General features: G+C 62.6%; 14 protein-coding genes. 6 read left to right on the top strand and 8 right to left on the bottom strand.

Annotation, left to right across the window (positions count from 1 at the left end):
• Nucleotides 1-58 precede the first annotated feature (58 nt).
• Both rplQ and EHF33_RS07550 read left to right on the top strand, forming a co-directional pair.
• On the top strand, nt 59-409 hold the full coding sequence (gene rplQ / locus EHF33_RS07555) for a 50S ribosomal protein L17 (RefSeq protein ID WP_124869567.1): 351 nt from the start codon (nt 59-61) through the stop codon (nt 407-409).
• Nucleotides 410-596: 187 nt separating this feature from the next.
• Complete coding sequence (locus EHF33_RS07550; protein WP_124869564.1) at nt 597-1043, top strand: hypothetical protein; 447 nt, start codon at nt 597-599, stop codon at nt 1041-1043.
• Between the two features lie 18 nt (nt 1044-1061).
• Here EHF33_RS07550 and EHF33_RS07545 read toward each other — a convergent pair whose 3' ends face one another.
• From EHF33_RS07545 to EHF33_RS07535, 3 genes are all read right to left on the bottom strand, one after another.
• Nucleotides 1062-2291 (bottom strand): peptidoglycan DD-metalloendopeptidase family protein, encoded by a 1230-nt coding sequence (locus EHF33_RS07545; RefSeq protein ID WP_124869561.1) that lies wholly within the window; start codon nt 2289-2291, stop codon nt 1062-1064.
• 89 nt (nt 2292-2380) lie between these two features.
• Nucleotides 2381-2818 carry a D-aminoacyl-tRNA deacylase gene (dtd, locus tag EHF33_RS07540; protein WP_124869558.1) on the bottom strand — a complete coding sequence of 146 codons (438 nt, stop codon included), beginning with the start codon at nt 2816-2818 and terminating at the stop codon, nt 2381-2383.
• Between the two features lies 1 nt (nt 2819).
• A complete protein-coding gene (locus EHF33_RS07535) occupies nt 2820-3077 on the bottom strand; it encodes a DUF1844 domain-containing protein (RefSeq protein WP_124869555.1) in 258 nt (85 codons plus the stop codon).
• Between the two features lie 224 nt (nt 3078-3301).
• On the opposite strand from EHF33_RS07535, the gene EHF33_RS07530 reads away from it, so the two are divergent.
• Complete coding sequence (locus EHF33_RS07530; protein WP_241191087.1) at nt 3302-4450, top strand: ArgE/DapE family deacylase; 1149 nt, start codon at nt 3302-3304, stop codon at nt 4448-4450.
• A 90-nt stretch (nt 4451-4540) separates the two neighbouring features.
• Entirely contained in the window at nt 4541-5668 is a 1128-nt protein-coding gene (locus EHF33_RS07525) for a diaminopropionate ammonia-lyase (RefSeq protein WP_124869548.1), read from the top strand.
• Nucleotides 5669-5832: 164 nt separating this feature from the next.
• On the opposite strand, the gene EHF33_RS07520 is transcribed toward EHF33_RS07525, so the two are convergent.
• The 4 genes from EHF33_RS07520 to EHF33_RS07505 form a co-directional block, all read right to left on the bottom strand.
• Nucleotides 5833-6921, bottom strand: a complete 1089-nt coding sequence (locus EHF33_RS07520) for an LLM class flavin-dependent oxidoreductase (protein WP_124869545.1) — start codon at nt 6919-6921, stop codon at nt 5833-5835.
• Nucleotides 6922-7065: 144 nt separating this feature from the next.
• Complete coding sequence (locus EHF33_RS07515) at nt 7066-7353, bottom strand: YiaA/YiaB family inner membrane protein (protein ID WP_124869542.1); 288 nt, start codon at nt 7351-7353, stop codon at nt 7066-7068.
• Between the two features lie 191 nt (nt 7354-7544).
• Entirely contained in the window at nt 7545-8207 is a 663-nt protein-coding gene (locus EHF33_RS07510; RefSeq protein WP_124869539.1) for a uracil-DNA glycosylase, read from the bottom strand.
• Between the two features lie 2 nt (nt 8208-8209).
• On the bottom strand, nt 8210-8632 hold the full coding sequence (locus tag EHF33_RS07505; protein ID WP_124869536.1) for a hypothetical protein: 423 nt from the start codon (nt 8630-8632) through the stop codon (nt 8210-8212).
• 150 nt (nt 8633-8782) lie between these two features.
• Here EHF33_RS07505 and EHF33_RS07500 point away from each other — a divergent pair, with 150 nt between their 5' ends.
• Nucleotides 8783-9766 carry a class I SAM-dependent rRNA methyltransferase gene (locus EHF33_RS07500; RefSeq protein WP_124869532.1) on the top strand — a complete coding sequence of 328 codons (984 nt, stop codon included), beginning with the start codon at nt 8783-8785 and terminating at the stop codon, nt 9764-9766.
• A gap of 86 nt (nt 9767-9852) precedes the next feature.
• Nucleotides 9853-11481, top strand: coding sequence for a phosphoglycerate dehydrogenase (gene serA, locus EHF33_RS07495; RefSeq protein WP_124869528.1), 1629 nt, complete (start codon nt 9853-9855; stop codon nt 11479-11481).
• Nucleotides 11482-11484: 3 nt separating this feature from the next.
• Here serA and EHF33_RS07490 read toward each other — a convergent pair whose 3' ends face one another.
• Entirely contained in the window at nt 11485-12000 is a 516-nt protein-coding gene (locus EHF33_RS07490) for a copper chaperone PCu(A)C (RefSeq protein WP_124869525.1), read from the bottom strand.
• Nucleotides 12001-12007: the final 7 nt, after the last annotated feature.

Raw genomic sequence — 12007 nt, 5'->3', positions numbered from 1 at the left:
CCCTTCCGGCCCGCTCTGCATTTCAGGGCAGGCCGGATTTTGCTAAAGGAGAATCAACATGCGTCACGGACGTAGAGGGCGCAAGCTCAACCGCAACTCGAGCGCTCGCACCGCGTTGGCCCGCGCTCAGGCCACCGCCTTGCTGCGCGAAGGCCGCATTCAGACCACCGTCGCCAAAGCCAAAGAGCTGCGGCCTTATGTGGAAAAGATCATCACCACTGCCAAAGCGGGCGGCCTGCATGCCCGCCGCCTGTGCGCCGAGGACATTCAGGACAACGCCGTGCTGCGTAAACTGATGGACGAAGTGGCCCCCAAGTACGCTGAGCGTCCTGGTGGTTACACCCGCATCCTGAAAGTGGGCGTGCGCCGAGGCGACTCGGCTCCGCTGGCTTTGATTGAACTGGTGTAAAACAAGCAAGTGAGAAAGCCCCTGCCGGAGTGGTGGGGGCTTTTTTGTTGTGAAGTCAACCCGTTTTGGTGGCGCTATGCTGCGCTCCTGATTTGGTCTGAGCCGCACCCGAAGCATGTACCGATGTTTTTGCGTCTGCTCTGCTCGGAACTGCGCCGTCCCCTGCCAGAGCGCTAGACTTACAGGCGTGACTTGGTTTTATCTCCTCACCAGTATTTTGATGGGCTTTGCCCTGCTGGCTTTGCTGCTGCGTCCCGATCCTCAGCGCCCGCTGACGCTGTGGCTGCTGGCGGCCCTCCTGCCGGTGCTGGTGGCCGTTACGGCGGCGATGTTCGGGCAAGCGCAGGCGCAGCGCACCCTCTCGGCCTTTAATCCAGCGCTTCAAGACCGCGCTCTGGCGTGGCGCGACGCGGGCGGCTCAGAAAACACCTCCACCCTCTCGCTCGGCGGATTGGACGCCGCCTGCGTGGTGCGGGCCGCTCAGCGCGGCGGCACTTACCAGCTCAGCAGTTCCACGCTGTTCGTGCCGCACGGCGCTCAGCTTCTGGGGCCTTGGCCCAGCCGCGCCGAGTCGGACGCGCTGATGCTCAGCGGACAACTCAATTGCCGCAGGGTCAGCGTGACGGGCGAGTAAGCAGACGCGCTCAGGCGTTCAAGGCCACAGCCGGTCAATCCAGTCGGCGGGATTGGTGGCCTCGCCGCGCACCCGGACTTCGAGGTGCAGATGCGGCCCCTCGGAGATGCCGCTGGTGCCGACTTTACCGATGACGTCGCCGCGTTTGACGCTTTGACCGACTTTCACCAAGATTTTGGATTGGTGGAAATACAAACTGCTGATTCCGCCGCCGTGATCAATCATCACCAAGCCGCCGCGCACCGGATACGTTCCGGCGATGACCACCGTGCCGTCATTGATGGCCTTGATGGAGCTGCCGAGCTTGGCGGGAAAATCCGCGCCGTAGTGATACGTGACCGGGCTGCCGGGCGTATAGGTGCGGCTCTGGCCGAATGACCCCGGAATCACCGGATTGGGCAGCGGCGCGGCAAAGGGTTTGACCCACAGTGGTAAGCCGCGATTCAGGTAAGCCTTGTTGACCATGGCGTCCTCAGCGGCTTTGCCCGGATCGGTCAGTTTTTTGGCGACCTGCGGCGAGAGCTGCAACTTGACCACCGGGCCGCGTGCTTTGCTGGTCAGTGGAATGATGCCGCGCACCACTTCGCTCTCCAGTTTAATTTCCACGATCACGGGGGTGGTTTTGCCCAGCACCACCCGCCCCGGTACCACGTAGACCCCTGCCGCGCCGGAAGGGGTCAGCACTTCGTTGGGCTGGCGCACGTCCTCACTGAGTTCGCTGGGAAAGCTGACCTTGACTTTTTCAGCGTCCCCGCCGGTCAACTTGATGATAAAAGCGTCGCCCATACTCAGCTGGCTAGGCAGCTTGATCTCAACGTCGCCGACTTTGAAGGTGCTGCCGCTGCGGATGGTGATGGGAGGGCTGCTCGGCGTGGGAGGCAGCGCTTTGGAAACGATGAGTGTGGGCGGCGCAGTGGGTGGGGCGGCTGGCTTGCCTACCGGCTTCTCGGTGGGTTTGACCGGGTCAGCTGGCGGCGGCGTGAGCGTAAAGCCGGAAGGTGGAGTGGCAGCGGGTTTGGGCGATGCTGCGGGCGGGGCGGCTGGCAAGCGCTCGGCAGTGCTCAGGCGCAGCTGCTGGCCAAGCGCCAAATTGTCGGAGGTGAGGTTGTTGAGGCGGCGCAGGTCTTCTACTTTCAGGTTGTTGTCGCGGGCCAAACTGTAGAGCGTATCGCCCTTTTTGACGGTGTATGCGCCCGCCGCGCCGAGCAGGAGCAGTGCGAGAGAAACGGTGAACAGGGTGGCCTTCATCAGCCGAGCATAACGGCCTGAGATGAGCTTCACCCCTCATCAGGTGAGAGCCAGCTTAAGGCCGTTGGGCTGATATCAAGCGCTGCGCTTCAGCTTTCCAGCGTCAAAGTGACTGGGCCGTCGTTGATCAGCGAAATGTTCATGTGCGCTCCAAACACACCTTCATCCACCTGTATGCCCAGCGAGCGCAGGGCAACATTGAACTCGGCGTACAGGGCTTTGCCTTGTTCCGGCGGCGCGGCTCCCAGAAAACTGGGGCGGTTGCCGCGTGAAGTATCAGCGAACAAAGTGAACTGCGAAATGCTCAGCACGCCGCCGCCTACGTCGGCCAAGGAGCGGTTCATTTTGCCGTTGTCGTCATTAAAAATCCGCAGCTTGACCAATTTGGCGGCCAGTTGACGGGCCGTCTCGGGGGTGTCTTGAGGAGCGACGCCCAGCAGCACCAGCAGGCCCGCTCCGATTTGGCCAGTCACCGTGCCGTCTACTTCGCAGCTCGCCCCAGTGACCCGCTGAACCACTGCCCGCACGCTAGTTGTGCAGCCGTTCGCGCAGCGAGGTCACGGCGTTGCTCAGCACCTCGGCTTCGGTGAAGTCGAGGTTGCCGCGCGTTTTTTCGGCCAACATGCTCAGGAGCTTCAAGGATCGGTCAGCGGTCTGGCGGGCACGGTCGGCCGCCAGCAGGCCGTCGCGGTTGGCGCTGGCCGTGGCCGCGTTGATGTCGCCCAGCGCCGCCTCAGCAGTGGCCTGAAGCGAGTGAACGAGGCCGAGGAATTCAGGATTTGCCATGAGTGAATGGTAGCAAGGTGGACGTGGGCTGTGGGGAGAGCAGGCTCAGTCTTGTCCTGCTGGCGGCGTTTCTCTTGGGGTCTTCAGCAAACGGGTATTCAGCGCGGTGAGCGGCAGCCAAACGCAGGGCCAGCGCTCGGGTCACCGGAGACAATTGTGCGGTTTGCCCCAGCTTGGGCGGAGAAACCTGCGTCCGGCGGGTACTGATCTGTAAGATGGTAGTTGTGCTTGAGAATCTGACTGAGTCGACGCTGACCGAGCTGCTCGCCGCCCTGATCCAAATAGATTCCACCAATCCATCCTTAATCGCTGGCGGCGTGGGTGAAGCGCCGATTGCCCAATTTGTGGAAGATTGGCTGACCCGGCGCGGGATAGAGGTGGAGCTCGATCAAGCCGCAGCAGGCCGCCCAAGTGTGGTGGCGCGGGTGCGCGGGCAAGGCGGGGGCTACACGCTGCTGCTCAATGCCCACTTGGACACCGTCGGCACGGCCAATATGCCGGACGCGCTGACACCCCGTATTCAAGACGGGCGGATGTACGGGCGCGGCAGCTACGACATGAAAAGTGGGCTTGCCGCCTGCATGTTGGCGCTGCTGGACGCCCAGTCGGCCAACTTGCGCGGTGACGTGATTTTGACGGCGGTGGCCGACGAGGAATACGCCAGCATCGGCACCAGCTCGGTGCTGCGGCGGGTGAGTGCCGACGCCGCCATTGTCACCGAACCCACCAGCTTGAAGCTGTGCGTGGCCCATAAGGGCTTCACTTGGCATCAAATCAAAACCTTTGGCGTGGCCGCGCACGGTTCAAGGCCCGATCTGGGCAGCGACGCCGTCGCCCAGATGGGCAGGGTGCTGAGCAAACTGGAAGCCTTGCAAACTGAGCTGGAATGCCGCCCCGCTCATCCACTCTTGGGGCACGCCTCTGTCCACGCCTCGACCATTGCGGGCGGTCAAGAACTCTCCAGTTATCCAGCAGAATGCACCTTGAACTTGGAGCGCCGCACGCTGCCCGGTGAGGCGGCGGAAGCCGTGAGCGCCGAGTGGGAGGGCATTTTAGCTGAACTCTCAAACTCCCCAGACTTCAAGGCCGAGCATCAACTCCTGCTTTCCCGTTCAGCCTTTAGCGTGCCGGGTGACGCGCCCATCGTGCAAATACTTGAAGTGCAGGCCGCACAGGTCTTGGGGCACCTACCGGAGCAAATCGGCCTGAGTTTTTGGATGGACTCGGCGTTGATCGCCGGTGCGGGCATTCCCACCGTTATTTTCGGGCCACACGGCGGCGGAGCGCACTCGGCAGATGAATGGGTAGACCTTGAGTCGGTAGAGCAGTGCAGGGCCATCTTGAGCAGGGTGGTTCGGGCGTTTTGTGGATAGGGGGCGTGCGCTTCACTCCCTTCTCCCCGTGTTTTCGCTGCCCATTTTGACTGCCCAAGCACAACGGCCCAATCACCCCAGAGGAATCCAATGATGCAACCTGATGCCGCCGCCCGCATTTTTGTCAATCCTCGGCCACAAACTTTTGAAACCCCGACTCAGACCGGCCTGAGCGACTTTCACCGCAAATTGCCATTGTACGCGCCGACGCCGCTGGTGAGTGCGCCGTACGTGGCCGCTGTGCTGGGCGTGCGGCAGGTCTGGGTCAAGGATGAATCCAGCCGCCTGGGACTGCCTGCTTACAAGATTTTGGGTGCGGCTTGGGCCACTTACAAAGAACTCGAAACCCGCTTTGGCCCGTTCCAGCCGTGGGAAACGCTGAGTGAGTTGCGCGGGCAACTGCCGCCCGTGACTTTGGTGGCCGCCACCGACGGCAATCACGGCAGGGCAGTGGCCCGCATGGCCCACTGGCTGGAGCTGGGGGCGCAGATTTTGGTGCCGAGCGACATGGCAGCGGCCCGCCAAAATGCCATTCGCAGCGAAGGTGCGGATGTAGAGGTCGTCGACGGTTCTTACGATCAAGCGGTCAGCGCCGCCGCCAAGCTGGCCGACGACACCCACCTGGTCATCAGCGATACGGCCTGGGAAGGCTATCAGCGCGTACCGGCCTGGGTCATCGCGGGCTACGGCACGATTTTTGGCGAAATAGATCAGCAGCTCGCCGCACTGGGAGCCGGTCAGCCGAGCGCTGTGGCCGCGCAAATGGGCGTCGGTTCGCTGGCAGCGGCGGTCATTCAGCATTACCGCGCCGCCGAGAGCACCCACGTTCTGGGCGTGGAGCCGACGCAGGCCGATTGCGTGCTGCGCTCATTGGAGGCGGGCCAACTGACCGAAGTGGCTGGCCCTCACCGCTCCATCATGGCGGGGCTGAACTGCGGCAACACTTCGCCGCTGGCGTGGCCGCTGCTGCAAGGTGGCCTCAGCGCGTCGGTGGCGGTGCCGGACGCAAGGGCCGAAGACGCCATGCGCCTGCTTGCCGCCAGCGGCGTCGTGTCGGGCGAAAGTGGCGCGGCGGGCTTGGCCGGCTTTCTGGAACTGCTGAGCGGGCGTCATCCCGCTGCGGCGGCGGCTCTCAGCCTGACCCAAGACAGCAGTCTGCTCATCATTTCTACCGAAGGCGCGACCGATCCCGAAACGTACCGGCGGATCGTGGGCTAAGTAGAACAACGTTTATCTTTAGATAAACCGAGCAAAGCGGGCAGGCCCAATAGGTACCGTTCTGCCCAAGACGCGAGAAGGTGGAAAAGTACGGCCAGATGGGAGTGGAGGGATGGAGCGTTTTTGGCGGAATCCCAAAACGGTAATCTGGCCGTACTTAGAACTTAGACCGAAACCACTTCCCGCTTTTGCCGCTTGGCGACTTCACTTCTGACCAGCGGCGCAACTTGCGTGCCGTACAACTCAACCGCTTTCATGATCTGGGCGTGGGGAAGCGTGCCGACACTCATCTGAAGCAAAAAGCGGTTGTGGTCAAAGATCTCGTGCTGATACAAAATCTTCTCGGCCACCTGTTCGGGGTCGCCCACGAAGTACGCGCCGCGCAAGGTGCTGGAAGCGTCGTATTGCTGGCGGGTCATCTTGCTCCAGCCGCGCTCCTTGCCGATGGCGTACATGGCGGCGGCGTGCGCCGGAAACGACTCGTCACGGGCGGCCTGCGAGGTCGCGGCGATGTAGCCGTGCGAGTTGATGCCCAGCTTGAGTGCGGCGGGGTCGCGCCCGGCCTGCGCCGCCGAATCGCGGTAGAGGTCGGTGAAGCCCTTAAACTGCTCGGGCATTCCGCCGATGATCGCCAAGGCCAGCGGAAGGCCGAGTTGCCCGGCCCGCACCGCTGAAGCGGGGGTGCCGCCCACCGCCAACCAGATCGGCAATTCATCTTGCGCTGGGCGCGGATAAATGCCCACATTCACCAGCGCCGGGCGGTATTTCCCCGACCAGGAAATGCGCTCGGAGTCACGCAATTGGAGCAGCAAGTCCAGTTTCTCGGCAAACAGCTCATCGTAATCGCGCGGCATTCCGCCAATGAAAATGGGGAAGGACTCGGAAAAGCTGCCGCGCCCGGCCATGATTTCGGCGCGGCCACCCGAGATGAGATCCAGCGTGGCAAAGGCCTGAAACACCCGCACCGGGTCTTCGGTGCCCAGCACGGTCACGGCGCTGGTCAGCCGGATCGTCTTGGTTCGGGCCGCTGCTGCCGCCAGCACCACCGCCGGAGTGGACACCAGATAATCAGTGCGGTGATGCTCGCCGATGCCGTAGACGTCCAAGCCCACTTGATCGGCCAGCTCTATTTCTTCCAGCAAATCGCGGAGGCGCTGCTGCGGACTGACGGTCAGGCCCGTCTGGGTGTCGGGCGTGCGCTCGCCGAAGCTATAGAGACCGAGTTCAAAGGGAATTGGAGTGGAATCAGACATGGGTGTGACCTCCGGAGCCTAAAATCTAGGCTTGTTATATACATCAGTTTAACAAATAAACTGGTAACAAGCAAGCCCCACCAAACAAACAAAACGGCAGCCACCGCTAGGGGCGCTGCCGTATCCATTGGCGAAAGCTAAGAGTCAAGTCCGGTCAAACTGACTCAGCACTTGCTCGGTGCGGGCATTCTTGACGCGGTTGACGAGGCGCTCATATTCGTGGCGGTCACGCAAACTCTTGGAGAGTGTCAGGGTGCTGGCCGTCAGAAAGAGGGTGCCCATGTAGAGGTAGCCGCGAATCCACCAATCCACCGGCAAAAAGTAAATGCCGATCAGCATCAGCGTCATGCTGGTGACAAAACCGATCCAGATAAACGACATCCAAGACGAAGAATCACCTAATACGTCGGGGTTGGTGTGGGCTGCACTCATAGAAAACCTCGTTGGGGAAAAGCGCTTGATGAACGGAGTTGGAGGAGAAGGCGCGAAAGGGCGAATGTCCCTGCTCTCTTACCTTACACTGACACTCTGTCAAATGACAATATGTCACAGAAAAGTAAACAAAGGCTCAAAGTCGTTCTTAGACTCGGTTCATTTTTCGGTGTCTCTCCCGCGCTGGGCAGTTAGAACAGCGTTTCTTGGCCTGACTCTGCTCGCAAGTCGCCCAATCCCTGCGGCGTTTTACCGTCCAGCACAGCCCGCACTTCTTTGATGTCTTGCCAGGTCAAACTCTTGGGGCCGCCGACAGCGCGGGTGTCGTTGCGCAGCAGATAAGCGGGGTGAAACATCGGCATCAGGTAAGCCGAATACAGGCCCCCACGTTGCTTGTAGTCATGCCAAACGCCGCGCAGCTTGGTGATGCCCTGACGGGTTTGCAGCAGGTACTGGGTGGGGGTGTTGCCCAGCGAGACGATCACGCGGGGGCGCAACAGGGCCAGTTGCGGCTCCAGCCACAGCGAAGTGCAGGTCTCGCTTTCCAGCGGCAGCGGCGTGCGGTTGCTCGGCGGGCGGCATTTGACGATGTTGGTGACGTACACTTCGTCCCGGCTGAGCTGCACGGCGCTCAGAATCTTGTCGAGCAGTTGCCCGCCGCGCCCCACGAAAGGCCGCCCGGTTCGGTCTTCGTCGCCGCCCGGCCCCTCGCCAATGATGACCAACTGGGCCTCGGGGTTGCCGTCGCTGACGACGACTTGGGTGCAGCCTAGGCGCAGCTCACAGGCCTGACAGCTTTTGTTTTGCTCGGCAAGCGCGGCGAGTTGGGCAGAATCGACTGAAGGCAGACTCATGCCTAGGCGGTCACGTCAGATCGGGACGGGTCGGACGGAGCTTGAGCGGTGTCGGCCAGCATCGCGCCGAGCTTGGGGCGCTGACTGCGCGACTCGCGGCGGGTGCGCGGGTCGAGGGCGATCATCAAGAAAAAGTTCTCCAGACCGTTTTCGCGGCCCTTAATCTCGGCGTATTCGTTTTCTGGCGTGCCGGTCGCAAACGGCAAAACCCGGTAGAGGCTCAGCGCGTGCTCGATCACGTCTTCGGGGGCGTGTTCGGCGGCGTAGACTTCAAGTTCGCCGTAAAGGGTGCGCCGCGCTTCGGCGTGGGTGCGGAAGGCGTCGGGGTACGGCGTTTCGGCGGCCCGCAGCAAATCTTGGCGGGCAATGCGGCGGTAATGCTTGAGGCCTTGCAAGAGCTGCTCGGTGGTCATTAGGCTTTTCACAAGGGGTTTCCTCTCAAAGTTGGATGGGGGTGTTGGGAAGTGGCGGAGTGAAGCATTGAACTGCCTCAGAGTCTAGCCTTTTGAGGGCGGGAAAGAAGGGGAAGCGGCGGTTTGTATCTTGTGTCTCCCGCTCCTCTAAACTGCTGAGCAATGCCTGTCCGTGCCGCTTCATCGACCACTCTCCCGCCTCAACTGGCACGCCTCATCAAGCAGTGCAGCGTCCAGCGTAAGGATTTACCCGCGCAGGGCACCACCTTTTACCGTGCCGTCCACACCACCGAAACCGGCGGTTTGTTCGCTTTGGAGCGGGCCGGAAGTGTGGGCGTGCTGAGCTTGTACGCTGACTTCAGCGCCGAGCAGGAAGTGGAGTTGGCAGCGGCCTGCGCTGAAACTGGACTCAGCAGCCTCTATCTCAAGCGCCGCCCGCGTGAGGCCAGCCACGCCGCCAATGTGGAGCGGGAATGGCTCTCACCGCCGCAGCCGATTTGGGGCCAAGACCTGCCGGAACTGACGGCGCTGGAAAATGGCGTGCCGTACCTGATTCGCCCCGGCCACGACCTCAGCATCGGCCTGTTCAGTGACGCCCGCCCCGCCCGCGCCTGGGTGCGCCAGCGAGCACAGGGAAGTCGGGTGCTCAACACCTTCGCGTACACCTGCGGCTTTGGGGTGAGTGCGGCGCTTGCGGGGGCCGAGCGCGTCAAAAACCTCGACCTGTCGCGCAAGGTGCTGAGCTGGGGCCAGGAGAATTACGCCCTGAGCGGCCTCGCCGCCCCCGACACCGATTTCGTTTACGGCGACGTGTTTGACTGGCTGGGGCGGCTCGGCAAACGCGGCGAACAGTTTGATCTGGTCATTCTCGACCCGCCGAGTTTTGCCCGCAGCAAGGCAGGTGTCTGGCGCAGCGAGCGCGATTATGCCCGCTTACTGACGCTGGCGGCCAGCGTCACCGCGCCGGGCGGGCAGGTGCTGGCGCTGTGCAACCACGCTGGACTCGCTCCCGCCACCTTTGACAAAATGCTCAGCGCGGGAGCGGCGCTGGCCAGCAGGCGACTGAGTGTTACGGCCCGCTTCGGGGCGGGTCAGGATTATCCGGGGGCCGAGCACCTCAAAGTGCGGGCGCTGAAACTGGCCTGAGCCTGAGCTGCCCTCAGTCTGAGGAACCCCGAGCCCAAACAGACAACCTGCCTGCCCCGCTTGCCGCCGCGCAGTACCCTGAAGTTATGACCGCCTCCGCGACCCATTCCGAACAGCTTCAAGCCAACCTGACCGCGCCCCTGCGGGTGCTGATCTGCGACGAGATGAACCCCGGTAACCTCGACTTTCCCGGCTTTGAGCTGGAATACGAGGGCAACTTGCCGCGTGAGGAAACCCTGCGCCGCTTGCCCGACTTCGACGCGCTGATTACCCGCAGCCGCACCAAAGTCGACAAAGAGCTGATCGACGCCGCTGGCCCGCGCCTGAAAGTCATCGGGCGCGGCGGGGTGGGCGTGGACAACATCGACCTCGATTACGCCTCGCTGCGTGGTTTGCTGGTGCTCAACGCTCCCGAGAGCAACAATGTTTCGGCAGCGGAGCTGGCCGTGATGCACTTGATGGCCGCCGCCAGAGGGCTGACCCGCAGCGACGCCAAAACCCGCGCGGGCGACTGGGATCGCAAGTTCCTCGGCCTCGAACTCAAAGACCGCACGCTGGGCATCATCGGGCTGGGGCGCATCGGCAGCATGGTGGCCGATAGAGCGCAGGGCCTCAAGATGAATGTGGTGGCTTACGACCCTTACGTGCCCGACAGCAAATTCGAGCGCCTGGGCGTTGGGCGGATGGCCACGCTCGACGAGTTGCTGGCGCAGGTAGACGCGGTGACGGTTCACACCCCGCTGACCGACGAAACGCGCGGCATGTTGGGTCAGGCCGAGCTCGCCAAGCTGAGGCCCGGCTCCATCGCCGTGAATGCGGCGCGGGGCGGCATCATCGACGAGCAGGCGCTGGTGGACGCCCTGAGCAGCGGTCACCTCTTCGCGGCGGGCATCGACGTGTTCGTGGACGAGCCGCCCACCCCCGAACACATCTTTTTGCACGCGCCCAACCTCGGCATCACCGCTCACTTGGGGGCCAACACCGTCGAAGCGCAGGAGCGGGTCGGCGCGGAAATCGTGGGCCGGGTGCTGGCCGCGCTGAAAGGCGACGTGAGCAGGGGAGCGGTCAACGCGCCCTCGCTCGATCCCAAGACGATGGAAGCGCTGGGCGGCTATATGACGCTCGGCGAAAAGCTGGGCCGCATTCTGGCGCAACTTTTGCCGGGAGCCAGCGACGTGGAGGTGACGTTCCGGGGCGACTTTCCCGCCGACCCTGCGCCGGTGCTGACCAGCGTGCTGGTGGGCTACTTGTCGGGCAGCACCGATGAGCGCCCCAACATGATCAACGCCCGCGCTCTGGCCAAAGAACGCGGGCTCTCGGTGGCGGTGCGCGAGCAGACCGACAGCCCCGACTACCAAACCGAAGTGATCGTCAAAGTCACCCAGCACGGCGCAAAAGAGCGCTCCCGCACGGTGGGCGGCACGGTCTTTGGCAAGTCGCCGCGCCTGACCCGCCTGCGCGACTTCAGGGTCGAGCTGGAACCTGAAGGCTACATCCTGATCGCTTCCAACGAAGACAAGCCCGGCGCAGTCGCCAAGCTCAGCAACTTGCTGGGCACCTGGGGCGTCAACATCGCGGGCATGGCGCTGGGCCGCGCTCAGAAGGGTGGGCAGGCGCTGTTTACCCTGACGCTGGACGACGCCCTCAGCCCCGAGCAACTCGACGCGGTGAGGGCGCTGGACGTGATCGAATCGGCGTATCTGGTGCGGGCGTAGTGCCTACAACCGCTTGACGGGCACTTTGAGGGTCAGCGGCGCGTAGCCTGTAAAGTTCAGCGTCAACGTGACCTTTTCGCCGACCTGCGGCACGCGCTTCATCCTGTAGAGCATCAAATGGTTGCCGCCCGGACTCAGCGTCAGGGTCTGGCCTGCCTTGATGATCATGGTGGGCAAATCCTTCATGCCGGTCATTCCGGCCATGCCTTCCATTTTGGTTTGCTGCATCGGCGTGACTGCCTTACTCACATTGGACGTGCCGCCGGTCAGCTTGAGGGCCGCCTTGCCGGTGTTGGTGATGCTCAAGTACACGCTGCCGTCTGCCGCGCTGGGCGGGAGCGCCTGAACAAACGCTCCGCTAATTTTGACGGGCGCGGCGGGCAACTTCTTGGCGGTACTGGTCGCGGGTTGAGCGGGCACTGGCATGGTCATACCGGGCATGCTGTGGTGTTGCTGGGCCTGCGCTGCCGGAACAACTGCCAGCAGGATCAGAGCAAAAAAAACAGATTGAAGAGACATCTAAAAA

Origin of the sequence: Deinococcus psychrotolerans (genome assembly GCF_003860465.1) — a bacterium.
In the GTDB taxonomy this organism is placed as follows: domain Bacteria; phylum Deinococcota; class Deinococci; order Deinococcales; family Deinococcaceae; genus Deinococcus; species Deinococcus psychrotolerans.
The sequence above is the reverse complement of the archived record's forward strand: the minus strand, read 5'-3'. Positions and strand labels throughout refer to the sequence as shown.

Excerpts from the sequence above, each read along its gene's own strand:
- rplQ (WP_124869567.1), top strand. The coding sequence starts at position 59 with ATGCGTCACGGACGTAGAGGGCGCAAGCTCAACCGCAACTCGAGCGCT.
- EHF33_RS07545 (WP_124869561.1), bottom strand. The coding sequence starts at position 2,291 with ATGAAGGCCACCCTGTTCACCGTTTCTCTCGCACTGCTCCTGCTCGGC.
- EHF33_RS07535 (WP_124869555.1), bottom strand. The coding sequence starts at position 3,077 with ATGGCAAATCCTGAATTCCTCGGCCTCGTTCACTCGCTTCAGGCCACT.
- EHF33_RS07525 (WP_124869548.1), top strand. The coding sequence starts at position 4,541 with ATGATGCAACCTGATGCCGCCGCCCGCATTTTTGTCAATCCTCGGCCA.
- EHF33_RS07520 (WP_124869545.1), bottom strand. The coding sequence starts at position 6,921 with ATGTCTGATTCCACTCCAATTCCCTTTGAACTCGGTCTCTATAGCTTC.
- EHF33_RS07515 (WP_124869542.1), bottom strand. The coding sequence starts at position 7,353 with ATGAGTGCAGCCCACACCAACCCCGACGTATTAGGTGATTCTTCGTCT.
- EHF33_RS07510 (WP_124869539.1), bottom strand. The coding sequence starts at position 8,207 with ATGAGTCTGCCTTCAGTCGATTCTGCCCAACTCGCCGCGCTTGCCGAG.
- EHF33_RS07500 (WP_124869532.1), top strand. The coding sequence starts at position 8,783 with ATGCCTGTCCGTGCCGCTTCATCGACCACTCTCCCGCCTCAACTGGCA.
- serA (WP_124869528.1), top strand. The coding sequence starts at position 9,853 with ATGACCGCCTCCGCGACCCATTCCGAACAGCTTCAAGCCAACCTGACC.
- EHF33_RS07490 (WP_124869525.1), bottom strand. The coding sequence starts at position 12,000 with ATGTCTCTTCAATCTGTTTTTTTTGCTCTGATCCTGCTGGCAGTTGTT.